Origin of the sequence: Halomonas borealis (assembly GCF_004798905.1) — a bacterium.
In the GTDB taxonomy this organism is placed as follows: domain Bacteria; phylum Pseudomonadota; class Gammaproteobacteria; order Pseudomonadales; family Halomonadaceae; genus Halomonas; species Halomonas borealis.
The window spans coordinates 605,926-627,429 of the sequence record NZ_SDMO01000001.1 but is presented as its reverse complement, the minus strand read 5'-3'; the positions used below and the strand labels follow the sequence as shown (position 1 = coordinate 627,429).

General features: G+C 68.8%; 16 protein-coding genes. 11 read left to right on the top strand and 5 right to left on the bottom strand.

All coding sequences use genetic code 11. From position 1 onward, the window contains the following. Positions 1-115: 115 nt before the first annotated feature. The 3 genes from recO (at position 116) to acpS (ending at position 2,088) form a co-directional block, all read left to right on the top strand. Positions 116-817 carry a DNA repair protein RecO gene (gene recO / locus ETC07_RS03000; RefSeq protein WP_136247030.1) on the top strand — a complete coding sequence of 234 codons (702 nt, stop codon included), beginning with the start codon at positions 116-118 and terminating at the stop codon, positions 815-817. 84 nt (positions 818-901) lie between these two features. Further along, complete coding sequence (gene pdxJ, locus ETC07_RS02995; protein WP_136246997.1) at positions 902-1,714, top strand: pyridoxine 5'-phosphate synthase; 813 nt, start codon at positions 902-904, stop codon at positions 1,712-1,714. Further along, a complete protein-coding gene (gene acpS / locus ETC07_RS02990) occupies positions 1,711-2,088 on the top strand; it encodes a holo-ACP synthase (protein ID WP_136247029.1) in 378 nt (125 codons plus the stop codon). The genes pdxJ and acpS overlap by 4 nt, the downstream gene beginning before the upstream one ends. Before the next feature lie 12 nt (positions 2,089-2,100). On the opposite strand, the gene ETC07_RS02985 is transcribed toward acpS, so the two are convergent. Next, the gene (locus ETC07_RS02985; protein ID WP_136246996.1) at positions 2,101-4,788 is read right to left on the bottom strand and encodes an ATP-binding protein; all 2,688 of its coding nucleotides are present in this window, start codon (positions 4,786-4,788) and stop codon (positions 2,101-2,103) included. A gap of 119 nt (positions 4,789-4,907) precedes the next feature. Here ETC07_RS02985 and cysM point away from each other — a divergent pair, with 119 nt between their 5' ends. Genes cysM through ppc form a run of 5 tightly spaced genes read left to right on the top strand, consistent with a single transcriptional unit; the run spans position 4,908 to position 13,031 of the window. Further along, positions 4,908-5,804: a cysteine synthase CysM gene (gene cysM / locus ETC07_RS02980; RefSeq protein WP_136247028.1), complete on the top strand. Its 897-nt coding sequence runs from the start codon at positions 4,908-4,910 to the stop codon at positions 5,802-5,804. A gap of 1 nt (position 5,805) precedes the next feature. Then, complete coding sequence (locus ETC07_RS02975) at positions 5,806-7,242, top strand: methyltransferase domain-containing protein (RefSeq protein ID WP_136246995.1); 1,437 nt, start codon at positions 5,806-5,808, stop codon at positions 7,240-7,242. After that, positions 7,235-9,508, top strand: coding sequence for a GTP diphosphokinase (relA, locus tag ETC07_RS02970; RefSeq protein WP_136246994.1), 2,274 nt, complete (start codon positions 7,235-7,237; stop codon positions 9,506-9,508). The genes ETC07_RS02975 and relA overlap by 8 nt, the downstream gene beginning before the upstream one ends. Next, a complete protein-coding gene (mazG, locus tag ETC07_RS02965) occupies positions 9,505-10,386 on the top strand; it encodes a nucleoside triphosphate pyrophosphohydrolase (RefSeq protein ID WP_136246993.1) in 882 nt (293 codons plus the stop codon). The genes relA and mazG overlap by 4 nt, the downstream gene beginning before the upstream one ends. Beyond that, positions 10,383-13,031 (top strand): phosphoenolpyruvate carboxylase, encoded by a 2,649-nt coding sequence (ppc, locus tag ETC07_RS02960; RefSeq protein WP_136246992.1) that lies wholly within the window; start codon positions 10,383-10,385, stop codon positions 13,029-13,031. The genes mazG and ppc overlap by 4 nt, the downstream gene beginning before the upstream one ends. Before the next feature lie 99 nt (positions 13,032-13,130). Here ppc and ETC07_RS02955 read toward each other — a convergent pair whose 3' ends face one another. The 3 genes from ETC07_RS02955 to ETC07_RS02945 form a co-directional block, all read right to left on the bottom strand. Then, positions 13,131-13,706, bottom strand: coding sequence for a hypothetical protein (locus ETC07_RS02955; RefSeq protein ID WP_205742492.1), 576 nt, complete (start codon positions 13,704-13,706; stop codon positions 13,131-13,133). A gap of 83 nt (positions 13,707-13,789) precedes the next feature. Continuing rightward, positions 13,790-14,692 (bottom strand): ketopantoate reductase family protein, encoded by a 903-nt coding sequence (locus ETC07_RS02950; RefSeq protein ID WP_136246991.1) that lies wholly within the window; start codon positions 14,690-14,692, stop codon positions 13,790-13,792. Then, entirely contained in the window at positions 14,689-16,686 is a 1,998-nt protein-coding gene (locus ETC07_RS02945) for a DNA topoisomerase III (protein WP_136246990.1), read from the bottom strand. The genes ETC07_RS02950 and ETC07_RS02945 overlap by 4 nt, the downstream gene beginning before the upstream one ends. Positions 16,687-16,873: 187 nt before the next feature. On the opposite strand from ETC07_RS02945, the gene ETC07_RS02940 reads away from it, so the two are divergent. After that, complete coding sequence (locus tag ETC07_RS02940; RefSeq protein WP_136246989.1) at positions 16,874-18,727, top strand: SEC-C domain-containing protein; 1,854 nt, start codon at positions 16,874-16,876, stop codon at positions 18,725-18,727. Between the two features lie 6 nt (positions 18,728-18,733). Here the strand turns inward: ETC07_RS02940 and ETC07_RS02935 are convergent, their stop codons facing one another. Next, complete coding sequence (locus ETC07_RS02935; protein WP_136246988.1) at positions 18,734-20,152, bottom strand: AmpG family muropeptide MFS transporter; 1,419 nt, start codon at positions 20,150-20,152, stop codon at positions 18,734-18,736. Positions 20,153-20,301: 149 nt separating this feature from the next. Between ETC07_RS02935 and rfaH the strand changes: the two genes are divergently transcribed. Together rfaH and ETC07_RS02925 are read left to right on the top strand one after the other, a co-directional pair. Further along, positions 20,302-20,844 carry a transcription/translation regulatory transformer protein RfaH gene (rfaH, locus tag ETC07_RS02930; RefSeq protein WP_136246987.1) on the top strand — a complete coding sequence of 181 codons (543 nt, stop codon included), beginning with the start codon at positions 20,302-20,304 and terminating at the stop codon, positions 20,842-20,844. A gap of 42 nt (positions 20,845-20,886) precedes the next feature. Then, positions 20,887-21,393: an FKBP-type peptidyl-prolyl cis-trans isomerase gene (locus ETC07_RS02925; RefSeq protein WP_136246986.1), complete on the top strand. Its 507-nt coding sequence runs from the start codon at positions 20,887-20,889 to the stop codon at positions 21,391-21,393. Positions 21,394-21,504: the final 111 nt, after the last annotated feature.

Below are 21,504 nucleotides of genomic sequence, written 5' to 3'. Positions count from 1 at the left end.
CTCGAACCTCGAACCTCGAACCTCGAACCTCGAACCTCGAACCTCGAACCTCGAACCTCGAACCTCGAACCTCGAACCTCGAACCTCGAATCCGTCCTTCCTCGAGCGTCGTTCCATGACTCCCCAGCCGGCCTATCTGCTGCACAAGCGCCCCTACCGTGAGACCAGTGCCCTGGTCGAGCTGTTGACGCTCGATCATGGGCGGGTGCGTGCGGTGGCGCGGGGAGTGCAGCGTCCGGGCAGCCGCGCCCGGGCCACCCTGCAGCCGTTCGCCCCGCTGCACCTGACCTGGAGCGGTCGAGGCGAGCTCAAGCGACTCGCCCTGATGGAGAGCCGTGCCCCGGCGGCGATGCTGGTCGGCGAAGGCTTGTTGTGCGGCCTCTACGCCAATGAGCTGTTGGCCCGGTTGTTGCCGGTGGAATTGCCGGTGGGTGATGTCTTCGCCTTCTACGCTGCCGCCCTGGACGCCCTGCCGCGCCCCGAGGGCCGCGCCGGTGCCCTGCGGCGCCTGGAATTCTCGCTGCTCGAGGCGCTGGACGCCGAGCCGCGTTTCTGCACGCCGCAAGGGCAGTCCCTCGACCCCCAGACCCGTTATCGCTTCGAGAGCGAGACGCGTGCCTTCGTGCCCGAGGCTTCCGGCATCGACGGGCGTACCCTCAAGCTGCTGGCCGGAGGTGACTGGCGCGAGGCGGGGCTGGCCGGCCCGGCCAAGGCCGTGACTCGGGCGGCCCTGGCGCCATTGCTGGGTAGCCGTCCACTGCGCTCCCGCGAGTGGATGCGTCAGCTGGCCGAGCGCCGTCGCGCGCGTCAGGCGTGAGCCGAGGTCCTGACTCCGAAAGAGGGCGTGGCGACGCGGGTGGGTGGTAACATGCGCAGATTCAGCTTCTGAAGGAGACTTCTCATGCATCCTCCCCGCATCCTGCTCGGCGTCAATATCGATCATATCGCCACCCTGCGTCAGGCGCGCGGCACCCGCTATCCCGATCCGGTTCAGGCCGCGCTGCTGGCCGAGGAGGCCGGAGCCGATGGCATTACCGTGCATCTGCGCGAGGATCGTCGGCACATCCAGGAACGCGACGTGCGCCTGCTGGCCGAGGTGCTCAACACGCGGATGAACCTGGAGATGGCGGTCACCGAATCGATGCTGGCGCTGGCAGAGGAGCTGCGCCCGGCGCATGTGTGCCTGGTGCCGGAGAAGCGCGAGGAGCTCACCACCGAAGGCGGGCTGGACGTGGCCGGAAGCGCCGAGGCGGTGGCCGATGCGTGTCGCCGGCTCAATGAGGCGGGCTCGGAAGTCTCGCTGTTCATCGACCCGGAGCCGGCACAGATCGAGGCGGCGGCGAAGGCCGGCGCGCCGGTGGTGGAACTGCATACCGGCGCCTACGCCGAGGCCTCAGGCGCGGCGGCCAGCGCCGAGCATGCTCGCCTGGTGGCGGCCGTGGAGATGGCCGGGGAACTCGGCCTGACCGTCAACGCCGGCCATGGCCTGCACTACCACAACGTCGAGGCGATCGCCGCCATCCCGGGGCTTCACGAACTCAATATCGGCCACGCGATCATCGCCCGATCGCTGTTCGTCGGCCTCAAGGAGGCCGTCGCTGAGATGAAGCGTCTGACGATCGCCGGCCAGGAGGCGGGCTTCGTGGCGGCCCTCGACGAGCATGATCATGATCATGATCATGAGCACGATGCCGATGGTGGTTGCTGCGGATGATCCTCGGGGTCGGCACCGACATCGCCCGTGTCGCGCGCTTCGAGAAGGCCCAGGTGCGCCATGGCGATCGCTTCGCGCGGCGCGTGTTGGGGGTCGATGAACTGGCAGACTATCGGCAACGAGGGGCACCCCCGGCCTTCCTGGCCAAACGCTTCGCTGCCAAGGAGGCCTTCGTGAAGGCGCTGGGTACCGGGCTACGCCATGGTATGCGCTGGACCGAGATTCAGGTGGCCAACGACGCCCTCGGCCGCCCGACGCTCATGTTGGTGGGGCGGGCCCGGGAGCTGGCCGAGGCCGAGGGCATCAAGAAGCTGCATCTGTCATTGTCGGATGAGGCCGAATTCGCGGTGGCCTTCGTGATCCTGGAAGCCTGAGCCCGCAGAAGGCTAGGCCTTGGACGGCGTCACGCCGGAGCCGGGGTGGGCCGCTTGCCAGTCGCGCAGCGCGGCTATCGCCGCGTAGAGGTCGGGCAGCAGCGGGGTCACCGCCGCCCGCCCGCGGGAGCGCAAGCGAGTTTCTAGGGTCTCCACCAGCAGGCCGAGGCGCGGGACGCCACAATAGCGACAGGCGCCATTGAGGGCGTGGATGGCATCGAGCAGTGCCTCGTCGTCGGCATCATCGAGGGCGCGGCGGATGTCGGCCTCGCTTGCGTCGAGAGAATCGATCAGCTGACCTAACAACTGGCGGGCGAGGGCCTCGCGACCGCCGGCCAGCTGGCTACCCAGGGCCAGGTCCACCGAGGCCAGTTCGGTATCGCTGGCAGGATTGGCCTGCGGCGTCTCGTCGGTTTTCTCCAGGGCCAGGCCGCTGCCCAGATGGTGGCGCAGTAGGCTCGACAGCTGGGCGGTGTCCAGCGGCTTCTCGAGCACGCCGTCCAGGCCGTTTTGCAGCAGCTGGCGACGCTGTTCGCTCTGCACATGGGCGGTCACGGCGATGATCGGTACATGGCGCCAGGCGCCGCCTAGATCGCGCAGCGCCCGGGTCGTCTCCACGCCATCCATGCCGCGCATGCGGATATCCATTAGTACCATATCGAAGCACGTCTCCTTGCCCATGCTCAGGGCTTCCTCGCCGCTGGCGGCCAGGCTCACTTCCAGCTGCGGTCCGCTGATCAGCTCCTGAAGCAGCAGGCGGTTGGACTCGGTGTCATCCACCACCAGCAGCCGCGGCCCCTCAGCTTCGTGTGCCAGACGCGCGGAAGGCGATTCACGGCGTGCCTGGGGCAGGGCGTGGCTCACCGAATCTATCAGGGTGCGGCGCGAGAGCGGCTTGCTCAGTACCTCGCCACCGTGAGGCAGCGGCAGCGTCGGCAGGTCGGGCGGGCTGGCATTGACCAACAGCATTGCCGGGCAGGCCAGATGCTCCAGGCGTTGCTGGAGAGCGGCTTGGCCCGCTGGGGTAAGGTCGGCGTCGGTCAGCCCGAGCACCGCCAGCGAGGCCTCGTGGTCGAGCGTCGATTCACGCCCGATGATGAGGGCCTCCCAGCGGCCCAGTAGGTGATGCAGGGCGCGTCGGGTCGGGCCGTGGGGCTCCTCCAGCACAACGCGCTTGCCGCCAAGCGAGATCTCCGGCACGCGTTCCGGTGCGATGTCGGCCTGACAGGACAGCGGCAGGGTGAAGGCGAAGGTCGAGCCTTCATCCGGGGTGCTGTCGATGCTGATCTCGCCGCCCATCTGTTCCACCAGCTGACGGCTGATGGCAAGCCCCAGGCCGGTGCCGCCGAACTCGCGCTGGTGGCTGGCGTCGGTTTGGCGGAAGGCCTGGAACAGCCGGCGTTGGGCATCGTCGTTGATGCCGATGCCGGTATCACTGACCGCCACGCGCAGCATCACGCGTTCGTCGCTGCGTTGCTCGACCATCACCCGCACGATTACCTCGCCGTGTTCGGTGAACTTGACGGCGTTACCGACGAGGTTGGTCAGTACCTGGCGAATGCGCAACGGATCGCCGCTCATGGTCTCGGGCACGTCGTCGTAGACCAGGCCGAGCACTTGGATGCCCTTGGCCTGGGCCTGGGGTGCCTGCAGGCCGAGTACCTCGTCGACCAGCACCACCATGTCGAGCTCGGTATGCTCGAGCTCCAGCCGGCCGGCCTCGATCTTGGAGAAGTCGAGCACGTCATTGACCAACATCAACAGGTTGTCGCAGGCGCGTTGTACGTGGTCGAGCCATTCCCGCTGGCGGGGTACCATCTCGGTGCGGTGCAGGAGTCGACAGAAGCCGATGATGCCGTTGAGCGGGGTGCGGATCTCGTGGCTCATGTTGGCCAGGAACTCGGACTTGGCGCGGTTGGCCTCCAGGGCACGACGGTGGGCGAGGTCCAGTTCGATGTTCTGCACTTCGATGGTTTCCATGGACTCCTGCAGCTCGCCGGTGGCCTGTTCGATCTGGACCTGCAGGTCGTCCCGGGCCGAGGCCAGGTGATCGCCCAGCGCGTTGAGGCGCTGGGCGAGGCGCGCGAGTTCGGCCTCTCGGGGGACCGGCAGCGGCTGGGGCGTGCCGCCCGCGGTCAGCCATTCCAGCGAGCGGGCGGCGTTCTCCAGCGGCTGGATCAGTCGCCGGCACAGGCCGTGGGCGACCAGGAAAAGCAGCAAGCCAACGATCAGCAGCAGCAGGCCGCCGCTGGCCAGGTGGCGATAGTAGGTCAGCGCCAGTGACGAGGCGTCGATATCGAGGATCAGCAGGGCGTCGGAGGCGCCGGGTAACGGTGTCTGCAGCCGCCAGTGATGGCCATCTGTCTGGAACGCCGAGCCACTCTGGGGAGCAAAGGCCGGAGTTTGGCGCAGCCGACCCAGTTCGAGCCGGCGTTCGCCGTCGGTGTCGCGAATGCTCAGCGCGCGGATATTCTCCAGGTCGAGCAGGCGATCGGCGAGCAGGACGATCTCGGCGGTATCGTTGGATGCCAGGGCCCGGCCCAGGTTCGGCGCCTGCAGCGTGGCGATCTGGGTCAGGCGTTCGCGCATCTGCTGGCGGTGGTGGCGATCCTCCAGTTCCGTGACCGCCGCCACCATCAGGGCGATCAGCACCAGGGGCAGGGCGAGGATGGCCAGCATCAGGCGGGTCTTCAATGACATCAGAGTGGCTCGTCGGCTGGGGTGTCGTGGACCAGTATGCCACAGCCGGCCGGGATGCCTGTCCAGTGTCGGTGCCCGAGGATATAATGCCGAAAAGACCTTTCCAGAAGGACGGTTACATGCATTTCTCCACCCTGGAGGAAACCATCGGCAAGACGCCGCTGGTTCGCCTGAAGCGGATCACCGCAGGACGCAACAACACCCTGCTCGCCAAGCTCGAGGGCAACAATCCGGCCGGCTCGGTCAAGGACCGTCCGGCGCTTGAGATGCTCGAGCAGGCGGAGGCGCGAGGTACCCTCGCACCGGGGGATACCCTCATCGAGGCGACCTCGGGCAATACCGGCATCGCCCTGGCCATGGTGGCGGCGATCAAGGGCTATCGATTGGTCCTGATCATGCCGGAGAACGCCTCCAGCGAACGCAAGCAGGCCATGATCGCCTATGGCGCCGAACTGATCGAGGTCAGCCGCGAGGGCGGCATGGAGGAGGCCCGTGACCTGGCCGACAACATGATCGCCCGCGGCGACGGTAAGCCGCTGGATCAGTTCGCCAATCCCGATAACCCCCTGGCCCACTATGAAGGCACCGGCCCCGAACTGTGGGAGCAGACCGCTGGAACCCTCACCCATTTCGTCAGTTCCATGGGCACCACCGGCACCATCATGGGCGTCTCCCGAGCGCTCAAGGAGCGCAATACCGAGGTGCAGATCGTCGGTCTGCAACCCGAGGATGGCGCCAGCATCGCTGGCATCCGCCGCTGGCCGGAGGCCTACCTGCCGGGGATCTTCGAGCCCGCTCGGGTCGACCGGATGCTGGACATCGGCCAGGCCGAGGCCGAGCATCACATGCGTCGCCTGGCGCGCGAGGAGGGTATCTTCGCGGGGGTGTCTTCGGGTGGTGCGCTTGCCGGTGCGCTGCGCGTCGCCGCCGAGGTCGAGAACGCGGTGATCGTGTTCATCGTCTGCGACCGTGGCGATCGTTACCTGTCCACCGGCCTGTTCGCCGAGGAGTCTTGATATGGGGCTCGGCAAGAAGCGCCCCGCACGCAAGGGGAGCGGTGTTTCGGGGCTTCAAGCGCCCAGTCGCGGCAAGGCGCCGGCGCTTAGGGAGAGTGAAGGGGAGGACTCCACGCTGACCATCGACGGTCTCGCCCATGATGGACGCGGCGTGGCGCGCATGGCGGACGGCAAGACGCTGTTCGTGGACGGTGGCCTGCCCGGCGAGCGGGCCGCAATCGCGGTGCATCGCACCCGCCAGCGCTTCGATGAGGCCCATGTGCGCGAGGTGCTGGACGCCTCGCCCGAACGCGTCACGCCACCGTGCCCCCATTTCGGCACCTGCGGCGGCTGCGATCTTCAGCACCTGAGCCTGGCCGGGCAGCGCCGTCACAAGCAGGCGGTGCTGCGTGAGCTGCTGGCACGGCAGGGCATCGCCCCCGATGGCGAGCCCGAACGGCTGGTCGATGCCGGCGAGGGCTATCGTCGTCGGGCACGGCTCGGTGTCAAGGTCGATGCCGAAGGCGAGGTCCGCCTGGGCTTTCGCGCCCGCCACAGCCATCGGCTGGTGGATCTCGATGAGTGCCTCGTCCTGGTGCCGGCGCTGGCGGCCCTGCTGGCGCCCCTGCGCCGGCACCTGGCCGGGCTGGAGGCGCCGCGTCAGGTCGGCCATCTGGAGTTGTCCGCGAGCGACGCCGGCGTGACCCTGGTGGTCCGTCAGCTGCGCGAGCAGGGGGCCGATAGCCGACGCTGGATCGAGTTCGCCCGGGCCCATGGCGTGCATGTGGCCCGCTGGGTGGGACGCGAATCACCTCGTTTCGAGTGGCTGACGCCGGCACCGGATCTGCATGGCCGGCTGGCGGTGGGCGATCGCACGCTGACGCTTGGCTTCGCCCCCGGCGATTTCCTGCAGGCCAACGAAGCGGTCAACCAACAGATGGTGAGCGAAGCCCTGGCGTGGCTCTCGCCGCTGGCGCCCGGCGAGCGGGTGCTTGACCTGTTCGCCGGCGTCGGCAACTTCAGCCTGCCACTGGCCGCCCTGGGCGCACAGGTGACGGCCGTGGAAGGGAGTCCGGCGATGGTCGAGCGGCTGGCCGACAACGCCCGACGCAACGCCCTCGAGGTCACGGCCCGCCAGGCCGACCTCAACCAGGCCGATGCCGTCGAGGCGCTGTTCGACGCGCCGGCACCGCACAGCGTGCTGCTCGACCCGCCACGCGGCGGCGCCGAGGCGGTGTGCCGCGCGCTCGCCAAGCGGCCGCGGCCGAGGGTACTCTACGTGTCTTGCGATGCGGCGACCCTGGCGCGGGATGCGGCCCACCTGGTGAAGGCGGGCTATGTCATCCGGCGCTGGGCGATGGCCGACATGTTCGCCCACACCGCCCACCTGGAATCCATGCTGCTGCTCGAACACCCGGACGCCGAGCGGCGGCACGAAGGAGCGTCAAGCGATGGTTAAAGTGCGGGAGGAGCAGCCCTTGACCGAACGCGGGACGGTCGACATCCCCCGTTGGGTCGAGCGTCTTCAGGACGATGTCAGGCTGCGCGACGCCTGCGAGCTGCGTGAGGCCTGTGAGCTGGCCGAGCGCCTCGAACTCGAGTCGGAGCGTCCCCACAAGGCCTGGCTCAAGGACGGCTCGAGCTTCCGCATGGGCCTGGAAATGGCGGATATCCTCGGCGAGCTGCGCCTGGACCAGCCGGCCCTGGAGGCCGCGGTGCTGTATCGCGCGGTGCGCGAGGGGCTGCTCGACCTGGCCGCGGTCACCAAGCGCTTCGGCCAGGAGGTCGCGGGGCTGATCGATGGGGTGCTGCAGATGGCCGCCATCAGCACCTCCCAGATGCCAAGCCAAGGCCTGAGCCAGCACGATCAGCAGGACAACCTGCGCAAGATGCTGGTCAACATGATCGATGACGTGCGCGTGGCGCTGATCAAGATCGCCGAGCGCACCTGCGCGCTGCGCCAGGTGCGCGATGCCCCGCGCGACAAGCGCCTGCAGGTGGCCCGCGAGGTGTTCGACATCTATGCGCCGCTGTCCCACCGGCTGGGCATCGGTCACCTCAAGTGGGAGCTGGAGGATCTCTCCTTCCGCTACCTGCATGAGGCGGACTACAAGGCCATCGCCCACCAGCTGTCCGAGAAGCGTCTCGATCGCAATCGCTATATCGAGGACGTGGTGACGACGCTGAAGAGCCTGATGGAGGCCCAGGGCATCCTCCAGTATCAGGTGGACGGCCGCGCCAAGCATATCTACTCGATCTGGCGGAAGATGAAGCGTAAGCGCATCGACTTCTCCCAGGTTCACGATATCCGCGCGGTGCGCATCCTGGTCCCCGAGATCACCGATTGCTATACGGTGCTGGGCATCGTCCACTCGGGCTGGCACCACGTGCCTCAGGAGTTCGACGACTACATCGCCAATCCCAAGAAGAATGGCTATCAGTCGCTGCATACCGCGGTGTTCGGCCCCGAGAGCAAGGTACTGGAGATCCAGATCCGCACCTTCGCCATGCACGAGGAGGCCGAGCTCGGGGTCTGCGCCCACTGGCGCTACAAGGGCCACGACACCAACGCCAGGAGCGACAGCTACGAGGACAAGATCGCCTGGCTGCGCCAGGTGCTGGAATGGCAGGAAGAGGTCGGCGACTTCGGCGACCTCCGCGAGGGGCTGTCCAGCGACGTGGCGCCGGACCGCATCTACGTCTTCACCCCCGACGGCCACGTCATCGACCTGCCACGGGACGCCACGCCGATCGACTTCGCCTACCGAGTGCATACCGAGGTCGGGCACCGCTGCCGCGGGGCCAAGGTCAACGGGCGCATCGTGCCGTTGACCTATCGCCTCGGCACCGGCCAGCAGGTGGAGATCCTCACCGCCAGCAAGGGCGGGCCGAGCCGCGACTGGATCAACCCCAGCCTCGGCTATGTCTGCACCTCGCGGGCCCGGGCCAAGATCCAGGCCTGGTTCAAGTTCCAGGCGCGTGACCGCAACCTCGAGGAGGGGCGTACCCTGTTCGAGCGCGAGATGAAGCGTCTCGATGTGGGGGGGATGGACCTGACCCGGTTGGCCAAACAGGTCAACTATAGCGGCCCCGATGACATGTACGCCGCGCTCGGCGCCGGCGACCTGCGTATCGGCCAGGTCCTGAACCAGGCCCAGCAGCTGTTCGGCGAGAGCGACGACCAGGAGCAGCTCGACAAGCTGCTGGCCAAGCCACGCAAGCCCGCCGACAAGGCAGACGGCAATGGCATCACGGTGCTCGGGGTCGGCAACCTCAAGAGCAGCATGGCCAACTGCTGTCACCCGGTGCCGGGGGAATCCATCGTCGGCTTCATCACCCAGGGGCGTGGCGTCACCGTGCACCGCGAGGACTGCCCCAACATCCTGCAGCTGCGCCTCGACGAGCCCCAGCGGGTGATCGAGGTGGAATGGGGGGAGCGGGCGCGCACTCAATATCCGGTCGATATCGAGATCGAGGCCTGGGATCGCTCGGGGCTGCTGCGCGACGTCACCGCCGTGCTCAGCCACGAGAAGGTCAACGTGCTGTCGGTGAACACCCTCACCGATACCGAGGATGGCATCGCCCGCATGCAGATCACCCTGGAGGTGGATGGCCTGGAGACGCTCGGGCGGTTGTTCTCGCGCATCCAGCAGCTGTCCAATGTCCTTGAGGTGCATCGATTGCGCTCGGGCGGCAAGAGCAAGAAGAAGGACAAGCGCCAATGACCGAGCGACGCTTCGATCTCGACGACCTGCTGACGCTGATGGCGAGGCTGCGCGACCCTCAGCGGGGTTGCCCCTGGGACGCACAGCAGGACTGGGACAGCATCGTGCCGCATACCCTGGAGGAAGCCTACGAGGTGGCCGACGCGATCGAGCGGCGGGCCTTCGATGAGTTGCCCGGGGAGCTTGGCGACCTGCTTTTTCAGGTTGTGTACTATAGCCAGTTCGCCACCGAGGAAGGGCGCTTCGACTTTCGCGATGTGGTCCACACCCTCACCGCCAAGATGCTGTATCGCCATCCCCACGTCTTCCCCGACGGCACCCTGGCATCGCACCGCGAGGGCGTGAGCGCCACCGCGGTGGCAACCCACGAGGTGCATTCGCGTTGGGAAGCGCTCAAGGCCGAGGAGCGCGAGGCGCGCGCCGAACACACGCAAGCCGCCTCGGTACTGGCCGACGTGCCGGGTAACCTGCCGGCGCTGTCTCGAGCGGCCAAGCTTTCCAAACGCGCCGCCCGGGTCGGCTTCGATTGGCCGGATACGCGCGGTGTGATCGCCAAGCTGTATGAGGAGCTCGCGGAGGTCGAGGAAGCACTGGCCGAGGGCGATCACGAACACGCCCGGCAAGAGGTCGGCGATCTGCTGTTCGCCACCGTCAACCTGGCGCGCACCCTGGATGCCGATCCGGAGCGCTGCCTGCGTGCCACCAATGGCAAGTTCGAGCGCCGCTTTCGCCAGCTGGAGGCCGCCCTCGGTGAGGAGGGCGTGCCGCTGGCGAAAGCGGGGCTCGAGCGCATGGAACGGCACTGGCAGGCGGCGAAGCAACATGACAATCACAATGATATTCCGCCTACTCACGAGGAAGGAGAATCCTGGACATGAGTCACGACCTGCATGAATCGTTGCGCGATAACGTCCGTATCCTGGGCGACAGTCTCGGACGCACCATTGCCGATGACCTGGGCGAGGGCTTCGTCGATCGTATCGAAACCATTCGTAGCCTCGCCAAGCAGGGGCGCCAGCGCGAGGCCGACAGCAATCGACAGCTGATCGACTACCTGCGTGGGCTCCCGGACAACGAGCTGCTGCCGGTGACCCGCGCCTTCAACCAGTTTCTCAACCTCGCCAACATGGCCGAACAGCACTATCGGGCGCGCTTTCGCCGCGTCGAGGACTACAAGCCCGGCGCCCAGCCGGCGCTCGGCGAGCTGCTCGAGCGCGCGCGCAGCGAGGGCCATTCGTCGCGCAAGCTGGTCGAGACCCTTGCCAACATGCGCGTCGAGCTGGTGTTGACCGCCCACCCGACCGAGGTCATCCGTCGGACCCTGATCCAGAAGTACGATGCCATCGATGAATGCCTGAGCATCATCGAATCCTCCGCCGACTATCCTGAGCGCGCCACCCGTGCCCATGGTCGGCTCGAAGAGCTGATCAGCCAGGCCTGGCACACCGACGAGATTCGTCACGAGCGCCCGACCCCCGTCGACGAGGCCCGCTGGGGCTTCGCGGTGATCGAGAACTCGCTGTGGCAGGCGGTGCCCGACTTCCACCGCGACCTGGACAACCTGCTACTCGACACCGCCGGCGAGCGCCTGCCGCTGGATGCCGCGCCGATGCGCTTCGCCTCCTGGATGGGCGGTGATCGTGACGGCAACCCCAACGTCACCGCCAAGGTCACCCGCGAGGTGCTGTTGCTGGGCCGCTGGATGGCCGCGGACCTTTACGCCCGAGACCTCGAGCAGCTCAAGGCCGAGCTGTCGATGTGGAAGGCCAATAGTTCGCTCAAGGCCGAGGTGGGCGATGTCGCCGAGCCATATCGCGAGCTGATCAAGCGCCTGTTGACCAAGGTCGAGGCCACCCGCGATTGGGCTCAGACAAGGCTCGATGGCGATAACTATGCCGGCGGGCCGATCATCGAGACCCGCGACCAGCTGTATGCGCCGCTGCTGGCCTGTTATCGCTCGCTGTGCGATGTGGGGCTCGATACCATCGCCAACGGCGTGCTGCTCGATACCCTGCGCCGGGTATCGGTCTTCGGTGTCACCCTCACCAAGCTCGACCTGCGCCAGGAATCCACGCGCCACGAGCAGGTCATGGAGGAGCTCACCGACAGCCTGGAGATCGGCCACTATCGCGACTGGAGCGAGGAGCAGCGCCAGGAGTTCCTGCTCAATGAGCTCTCCTCGCCGCGCCCGTTGATCCCGCGGCGCTGGGAATGCTCCGCCGAGACCCGCGAGGTACTCGATACCTTCGGGGTGATCGGCTCCGAGCATGTCGAGGCGCTCGGCACCTACATCATCTCCATGGCCGGTCAGCCCTCCGATGTGCTGGTGGTGGCGCTGCTGATGAAGGAAGTCGGCAGCGAGGCCACCCTGCCGATTGCTCCGCTGTTCGAGACCCTGGACGACCTCAATCGTGCCGGCGACGTCATCGACCGGTTGCTGGCGCTGCCGGGCTATCGCCGGCTGACCGGGGATCGACAGGAGGTGATGATCGGCTACTCCGATTCCGCCAAGGATGCCGGCCAGTTGGCCGCGGCCTGGGCGCAGTACCGAGCCCAGGAAACGCTGGTCGAGGTGTGCCAGCGCCACGATGTCGACCTGACCCTGTTCCACGGCCGCGGCGGCACCGTGGGTCGCGGCGGTGGCCCGGCCCATGCGGCGATCCTCTCCCAGCCGCCGGGATCGGTGAACGGCAGCCTCAGGGTGACCGAGCAGGGCGAGATGATCCGCTTCAAGTTCGGTCAGCCCGATATCGCCCTGCGCTCCATGGAGATCTACGCCTGTGCGGTGCTGGAAGCCTCGTTGCTGCCGCCGCCGACGCCCGAGCCGGCCTGGCGCGAGGAGATGGAACGCCTCGCCGGGGTGGCGCATCAGGCCTATGTTGGCGTGGTTCGTGAGGACCCCGACTTCGTGCCGTATTTCCGCTCGGTGACGCCGGAGACGGCGCTGAGTCGCCTGCCGCTGGGCTCGCGCCCCGCCAAACGGCGTCAGGAGGGTGGCGTCGAGACGCTGCGCGCCATCCCCTGGATCTTCGCCTGGACCCAGACGCGGCTGATGCTGCCGGCCTGGCTGGGCAGCGGCGAGGCCTTCGCCAAGCGACTCGAGGAACCGGGAGGGCTCGAGATGCTGCGCGAGATGCGCGACCGCTGGCCCTTCTTCGGCACCTATCTCGATATGCTGGAGATGCTGCTGGCCAAGGCCGACGTCAGCATCGCCGCCTATTATGAACAGCGCCTGGTCGATGAGCCGGCGTTGAAGGCCCTGGGCGAGCGGCTACGCCAGCGCTGTGGCCGTCTCAATGAGGCGGTACTGCAGATCCTCGACCAACAGGAACTGCTCGAGAGCACGCCGCTGATCCGCCAGGCGGTCGAGGTGCGCAACCCCTATATCGACCCGCTGCATGGCCTGCAGGCCGAGCTGCTGCAGCGTAACCGCGACGCCGACGGCGCGATCAGCGGCGACCTGTCGCGGGCGCTGATGGTGACCATGGCCGGCATCGCGGCCGGGCTGCGCAATACCGGCTAGACCCGGCGGTACTGAGAGCGCCGAGCGACAAGAAACCCCCGAGGCCGAGGCCTTCGGGGTTTTCTTTTTTGCGTGCGGTTTCACGCTGCAGCTCGGCGCCTAGAAGGGCAGCTGGATCGAGGCGGTGACCATGTTGAGGTGCGCAAGCGTGGGATCGTCGACGCGCTCCACTTCCAGCCGGCTGATCCAGTCGTCGGCGAAGCCGAGCCGCGCACCGAAGCCGTCGATCCGCGTCAGGCCGCCCTCGGAGAGCTCGGGGGCCTGGCCGCCGGCGGCCTTGCCCTGCCAGCCGGCGAGCCCCGACTTGGCGTAGAGGCCGAGCCGGCCGAAGCGCACCCCGGCCAACAGGCTGCCGCCGAGGCTGGTGGTGTCGAGCAGGGTCTCGCCGGACACCAGGACATCATGACTCTCCTGATAGCGGATCTCGGCGCCGACATCGAAGCTCGGCAGCCCCTGCGGCGAGAGGCCTGCGGTGAGGCGAAACCCCGAGATCATGCCGTCGGGGCTCTCCAGGTCGCCTCCCAGTAGCTGCACGCCGTTGTCGAGGCGGGCGAGACCGGCGGCATCGCCGGCATAGGCGGGCTCGTCGGCGTCGGCTAGGGCCGGCACGGCGCAGAAGGTGAGGAGCAGCGGCAGGGCGATCAGCAGCGAGCGCGGGGGTGTGGGAGTCGTCATCGGTCGGGTCGGGTGGACAGGCTCGTCGGCTTCTTCAATATCATGAGGCTAGCAGGCGATATGCGACACGGCCAGGTCTTGGGTCATCGTCGGGTGCTCAGGCCATCCAGCCGGGCATGCAGCGCGGCGAGCCGCGGTGTCGCCAGGCCATGGCGGGCGCCGGCGGCGAGCAGCGAGCCGAGGATCGCCTCGTGCTCGGTGGGGCGGCCGGCCAGCACGTCCTGGAGCATCGAGGCGCGGTTGTTGGCGGTCGAGGATATCACCGACCAGACCAGAGCCGACCAGCCTGCGGGTGGTGCAGCGATGCCCTCGGCGCGCATCACGGTGGCGATCTCGTCGATCGTGGCCTCGACCATGGGGCGGAAGGGGCGGTCGCGCAACTGTCCGTTGCGGATGCGGAAGCGGGCCACCAGCGGGTTGATGGCGGCATTGACGGCGAGCTTGTGCCATAACCGCACGCGGATGTCATCGACGGCGGTCGTCGCGAGCCCCGCGGCGCTCAGTCGGGCGGCGATCTCGCCGGCGAGCCGGGTGTGGCGGCCGGCCAGATCGCCAAGCCAGGTATGCCCCCGACCGGCATGCACGACGCCGGCGTCGCCGGACAAAAAGGCGCCTTCGGTGGTGCTGGCGCACAGCACCGGGCCGCTCCAGCGCTCGCTCAGCCGTTGCTGGGCGCCGACGCCGTTCTGCCACAGGATCAGCGGTGTGTCCGGGGCGAGTCGCGAGGCGATCGCGTCGAAGGCGGCCTCGGCGGCATAGGCCTTGGTGGTCAGGTGCACGGCCTCGGCCTGCGCGGCGAGCGAATCGCTCAGTGGGAGGGTCGTGACGGTCCAGAGCTGGCGTGTTTGCCGCTCGCCGTCCGGGGTGGTCAGCGTCTGTCGAGACGGTAGGGCGCGGCGGCCGACCAACATCACCGGGCCCAGCCCGGTGAGACTCAGGGCGAGCAAGCGCCCCAGCGCGCCGGGGCCGAGGATCAGTGGGCTCATGTCGACGGGCTCCGTTTGCGTCGTGCGCCGGTCTTGGCGCCTTTCCCTGTGTCGCTCGTGCCGCCGCGCTGGCGGGGCGTCTTGCCGCCGGCCTTTTTCCTTTGCCCGGCCTGGCGACGCGTCCGGGAGCCGGGCTTTCCCGACTTCGCGCGGGCCGCCGGTTCGAGGCCTCTGGCACCGGCCAGCGCCTGGTGCATGCGGGCGGCATCGGCGTGGCCCAGGAGGTCGCGCAGGTCATGTACCAGCGCCTCGAGGAAGGGCGCCGGCGCATCGCCGCCCTCGGCGATGGCGGCGAGGCGTTGTTCCCACAAGGCGGTGCGTTCCGGCCGTCCCACGGCCTCGGGCAGCGAGGCGATCAACGCGTCGCCCAGGCGGGTGGCGCGCAGGGCCTTACCCTCGCGCACCAGGTAGCCGCGGGTCTCCAGGGTCTCGAGGATGCCGGCGCGGGTGGCCTCGGTGCCCAGGCCGTCGGCATCACGCAGGGTGCGGCGCACCGCCGGGTCGTCCACGTAGCGGGCGATGTTCATCATCGCCTTGATCAGGCTGGCATCGGTGAAGGGCTCGGGCGGGCGAGTCTCGCGGTCCTCCACGCCGCTGTCCTCGACGCGGCACGCCTCGCCTTCGTCGAGCGGCGGTAGCGGAGGCGCCTCGTCGCGCGTGGTGAAAAGCGGCTTCCAGCCGGCGTCGAGGATCTCCTGGCCGCGGGCGCGGAAGACTTCACCCACGATCGTGAACTCGGCCTTCACCTCACGGGTGGCAAGCGGCGGATAGAACTGGGCCAGCACGTTGCGCGCGATCAGCCGGAAGACGTCGGCCTCCTGGCGCGACAGCTTGCTCGGATCGGCGGCCTTGCCGGTGGGCGACAGCGCGTGGTGGGCACCGACCTGTTTGTCGTTCCAGGCCTTGGAGCGCTTGGTGAAGTCGGCGCCGGCCAGCCAGCCACGCAGGGTGTCGTCGGCGGCGCAGGCCCCTTCCAGGGTGCGCCGGGCGCCCGCCCAGTGCTCCTCGGGCAGGTAGCGGCAGTCCGAGCGCGGATAGGTGATCAGCTGATGGCGTTCGTAGAGGCGCTGGCAGATATCCAGCACCGCCTTGGCCGAGAGTCCATGGCGTCGGGCGGCATCCACCTGCAGGGCAGACAGCGAGTAAGGCAGGGGGGCGGCCTGGCGCTTGTCGCGGCGTTCGAGCTCGCTCAGGCGGCCCTCGGCGCCGGGCAGACGCTCGGCCAGGGCGGCCGCGGGGGCGCGTTCGAGCAGCCGGCCCTGGTCGTCCAGGCGATGGCCTTCGCCGGGCGCCCACCAGGCGCGCAGTCGGCCGCGGGCGAGGCCCAGGTCGGCCCACAGTACATAGAAGGGCTTGGGCGTGAAGTCGCGGATCTCGGCGTCGCGACGCACCACCAGGCCTAGCACCGGGGTCTGCACCCGGCCCACCGAGAGCACGCCGTCGTGGCCGGCCTGGCGGCCGATCAGGGTCCAGGCGCGGGTCAGGTTGATGCCGTACAGCCAGTCGGCTCGGGAACGTGCCTGGGCGGCCCGGTAGAGCGGCGCATAGCGGGCGTTGTCCTCGAGCCGCGCGAGTGCACGCTTGACCGCCGGGGCGTTGAGGTCGTTGACCAGTAGCCGTGCCACCGCCCCCTTCCAGCCCAGATGCTCGATGACCTCCTGGACCAGCAGCTGACCCTCGCGGTCGGGGTCGCCGGCATGCACCACCTCGTCGGCCTGCTTGAGCAGCCGGCGGATCACCGCGATCTGCCCTCGGGCCTTGGGCCGTGGCGTGAGCCTCCAGCGTTCGGGGAGGATCGGCAGGGTGTCGAGGCGCCAGCTCTTGAGGGCAGGGTCGTAGGCCTCCGGCGGGGCCTGCTCCAGCAGATGGCCGAGGCACCAGGTGACCGTGGTGTCGCCGGCCACCAGGGCGCCATCCTCGCGGCGGGCGGCGGCGGGCAGGGCCTCGGCGATGGCCCGGGCCAGGCTGGGTTTCTCGGCGATGATCAGGCGCATGGGACCTCGTCGGCGGCGTGCAATGTATGGGGATTCTTACAGTATTTGTCGCGGGTCGCCAGGGGCAAACGGGACGAGCCCGGTGGCGGGCCTGTCACGGGGGCGCGGGGCGGGGTGTGGCGCGGAGCGGCTGCCAGGTCGGCCTGCGGCTGGTAGACTGTGCGCTTTTTCGGTAGGGGAGACGGCCATGCTGGCGGTATGGGTAGAACAGCTGCTGGGGTTCGCCTCGGGCGCCCTCAAGGCGATTCGCGAAGATGAGCGTTATCCGACGCTGATGGCCTGGGCCCGCGAGGAAGGCCCCAAGCTGACCGGCGACCCGGCGCTGGCACAGGCGTTGGCCCCGGAACTGTGGTCGAAGACGCCGCTGGCCCGGCTGGATTTCGCCTGCGAGACGCTGGCCCGACCGGGGCGTAACGAGCCCTGCTGGTGTGATTCCGGACGCAAGACCAAGCACTGCTGCGGTGCCGTCAGCCTGCCCGGCGACGTGCCCGACCACCTGATGTGGATGCTGTCGTTGCGCGAATGGAAGGGTGACACCCTCAAGGCCGCGCTGGCCAGCGGTCAGGCTCCCGCCCAGGCACTGCTCGAGGCCGGCCTGATCGCCGCCGAGGCCGGCCAGCGCGGCCGTGCCCAGCAGATCCTCGAGTCGCTGTTCGAGACCGCCGACTGGTCGCGCCTGCCGGAGCAGGCCGAGCCGGCCTTCGAGATCCTCGTCGACCTCTACCAGGAGCGCGGTTTCCACCGCAAGCGGGAGGCGCTGCTCGACGCGGTTTTCGATCGTGGGCCGCTGTTCTTGCGCGGCGTGGCCCTCGAGCGGCTGTGCCTGCTGCATCTCGATAACGACGACCTGGACAGCGCCCGGGCGGCCTTCGTGCGTGCCCAGCAGGCGCTGCCCGACTCGCCGACCCTGGCCTACATCGAGGCCATGCTGCTGCTCCACGAAGGCCACGAGGACGAGGCCCGCGAGCGCTCGCGGTTCTGGTTCCGCCGGCTGTCCCGTCAGGGGGATCTCGACCCCGATCAGCTGCAGTTCCTCGCCGACCTGGCCGAGAATCCCGGGGCGACCCTGGCCGAGCAGCTGCTCAACGCCGAGGAGGACCTGGGCGAGCCGCTGGTCGCCCTGCAGTCGCTGTTCGAGTCGCTGGATGAGGCGCCGCGGCTGGATGTGCGCGCCGAGGATGGCCAGCTGACCTACCATCGCAGCGCCCGGGAAGACACGCTCTATGCCGCCTTCCGCGCGGTCTTCCCGGCCGAGGTCCAGAACGAGGCGCCGCTGGGCTTCGACGACGACCCCTGGCAGGGCGCCGGCGAATGGCTGCCGGCGCTGTGCGCCCATCCCGAGTGGCTGGACGCGCCGGCGGTGATGCAGTCGCTGGCGCTGGCGCTGACCAGCCGCTTCGGCAGCCTGCCCTGGATGGCGCCGAGCCTCTTCGAGCCGCTGGCCGAGCGCCTGGAGCATTGGCTGGACCAGGCCCGGGAAGCCGGCGAGGCGTCATCCGGCGAGGCGTCATCCGGCGAGGCGTCGCTGGGCTGGGAGGGTGCCGACAATGCCGTGCTGCTGCGCACCGGCCTGGCGCTGGTGGTCGGCATGGAGCGCGGCGCCCGGCGGCGTTCGCGGCGGTTGGCCGAGCGACTGCTCGAGCTTGATGACCGCGACAGCCTGGGGCTGCGTGAGCTGGTGCTCGACCAGCTGCTGCGCGAGGGGCGCGACGACGAGGCGCTGAGCCTGAGCGAGTCGGCGCTGGCCTTGCCGTCCGAGGATGAGGCGGTGCTGGGCCTGCTGATGGGCCGGGTGCTGGCACTCTATCGCCTGGAGCGCGTCGACGAGGCGGCCGAGGCGCTGAGCGAGTCGCACCACCACAATGGCTATGCCCTGGCGTTGCTGTGTGCCGAGAACCCGCGCCCGGCGAGCTCGTCGAGCGATGGCGCCGCGGCCCCCGGTTCACGGGCCGAGGCCTGGCAATACCGCACCCTGATGCGAGACCAGTGGCGCACCACCCCGGGCGCGCTTGGGTGGATCACCGAACGCCTGCCCCGCTGAGGGCCGTCAGGCCGTTGTCGGGGCCGGCGCCAGGCGCCGGTCGCGGCTGACCCAGACGGCCAGGGCGATGGCCGGTAGGCCCAGCACCGAGGCGGCGAGGAAGAAATCTGCATAACCGTGGGTGTCGACGACCAGGCCGCCGAAGCCGCTGAGGAACTTGCCGGGCAGCGTCATCAACGAGGAGAACAGCGCGTACTGGGTGGCGGTGTAGGCCTTTGAGGTCAGTCCCGAGAGGAAGGCGATGAACACCGCGCTGGCCAGGCCGTTGGAGAGGTTGTCGCCGATGATGGTGGCGACCAGCATCGGCAGGCTGTCGCCGGCAAGCGCAAGGGCTACGAACAGCAGATTGGTCAGGGCGGTGGCGCAGGCGCCGAGGATCAGGATCGGCCCCACCCCGTAACGCGCCACCAGCAGGCCGCCCAGCAGGCCGCCGCCGATGCTCATGGCGATACCGAAGATGTTGGTGATGCTGGCGATGGCCTCCAGGCTGAACCCCAGGTCGATATACAGCGGGTTGGCCATCGAGGCCATGGCCAGGTCGCTGATCCGGAACACCGCCACGAAGGCCAGCAGCCATAGCGCCTTCACCCCGTGGCGGGTGAAGAAGTCGGTAAACGGGCAGACCACCGCGCCGATCACCCAGGCGCCCAGGCGGCGCAGCCAGGCCGGCCGGCCGCGGCTGGCGCGCAGGAAGGCGCGCACCCGTGGCTCGTGGATCAGCTGGGTTTCGAGCGCCAGGCGCTCGGGCTCGGGGCGCATCAGCACCGTCACCATGCCCACCGCCATCAGCGCCGCCATCGCCAGGTAGGCGGCGTGCCAGGAGACCAGCGACGCCAGGTAGAGCGCGCCGGCGCCGGCGGCGATCAGCCCGCCGCGGTAGCCGATGATGTAGGTGGAGGCCATGGCCGCCTGCATATCGCCCGGCGCCGACTCGATGCGAAAGGCGTCGATGGCGATATCCTGGGTCGCCGAGCCGAAGGCCACCAGCAGCGCGAAGAGGGCGACCAACGGCAGCTGGGTCATGGGGTCGAGGCCCACCAGCGAGGCCAGCTCGGCGGCGACCGGGGGCAGCGGGCTCATCGGGTCCAGACCGGCGAGCCCGGCCAGGCCGGCGGCGATCATGGCCTGGGCCAGCAGCATCCAGCCGCGGCGCTGTCCGAGCCAGCGCGTCAGGCCGGGTAGCGCCAGGCGATCGACCACCGGTGCCCAGAAGAACTTGATCGAGTAGAGGATGCCGATCCAGGCGAAGAAGCCGATCGCCGCCACCTCGACGCCGTCGCTTCGCAACCAGGCCGAGAGGGTCGAGAATACCAGCAAGAAGGGCAGGCCCGCCGAGAAGCCCAGGAACAGCATGGTCAGCACCGGGGCGTGCAGATAGACCGACAGGGCACTGCGCCAGCTGCGGGGCGCGTTGGGGGTCGGCATGACGGGGCTCTCCTTGCGGTGGGCAGGCCACGCACCGAGCCATCGATGGTAAGATGGCGGCCTCTATCGGGGTCTGTCGACACGGGCGGCGCGCGCCGCCGATTGTTGCAGAGCCCCGGCGCCGACACCAGCCAGAGACGTTCGACGACATGTGTGACGACGACCCTTCTCTCGAGACCGCCGACGATGCGGTGCCCCGCTGGTATGCCATCCAGTGCAAGGGCGGCGAGTCCTTTCGGGCCGCCGAGCATCTCGGCAACCAGGGCTATGAGGTCTTCCACCCGGTGCTGGAGGTGCAGAAGAAGCGCGGCGGCAAGCTCGCATGGGTGACCGAGCCGCTCTTCCCCTATTACCTGTTCATCCACCTCGATCGCCTGGTCAGCAACTGGCGCCCGATCCGCTCGACGCGAGGCGTTCTCAAGCTCGTCACCTTCGGCGGCGGCATGCCGGTGCCGATCGGCGATGAGCTGGTGACCACGCTGCGTCGCCAGGCGAGCCAGGACGATGACGCAAGCGCCCATGTCTACTTCCGCGCCGGCGAGGCGGTGGAGATCACCGAAGGGCCCTTCCAGGACCTCCAGGCGATCTTCGCCAGCCACAAGGGCGAGGAACGCGCCATCGTGCTGCTCAACATGCTGCATCAACAGCAGCGCCTGGAGATGCCCGTCTCCCGCCTGCGGCGTCGCGACTGATGCCACTCTCCTGAATTTTCATTCCCGGTAACCGGAGGTCCCATGACCATCGCCCCCCAGCGGGTCGTGTCCCTGCATTACGTGCTGAGCGACGAGGACGGCCAGGTCCTCGACGATTCCCGTGCCCGCCAGACCCCGCTCGACTACCTGCACGGCCATGACAACCTGATGGCCGGGCTCGAACGGGCCCTGGCCGGTCATGAGGTCGGGGCCGAGCTCGACGCGACCCTGACGCCCGACGAGGCCTATGGTCGGCGCGACGAGGCGTTGGTCCGCGAGGTCGGCCGCGACGCCTTCCCGGTGCCCGACCTTGCGCCGGGCATGTGCTTCCAGACGCGCGGCGACGACGGCCCGGAGATCGTCACCGTGCTCGAGGTGGACGATCACAGCGTGCGCGTCGACACCAATCATCCGCTGGCCGGCCGGACCCTGCACTATCGCCTGAAGGTGCTCGAGGTGCGCGAGGCCACCCGGGCGGAGCTCGCCAAGGGCCACCCGCTGCCGCCGGGCACCACCGCGGACCAGGTGGAAGACAAGAAGGTCGTCTAACGCCGGGCCATGGGCCGGTGTCGCCGGCTGAGGGCAGGCGCCGTCGTCGCCCGACGACGCGGCACGCGCCAATATGCAGCGTTCGCGCAAGTCGGGGCCGCGGGCGCGCCG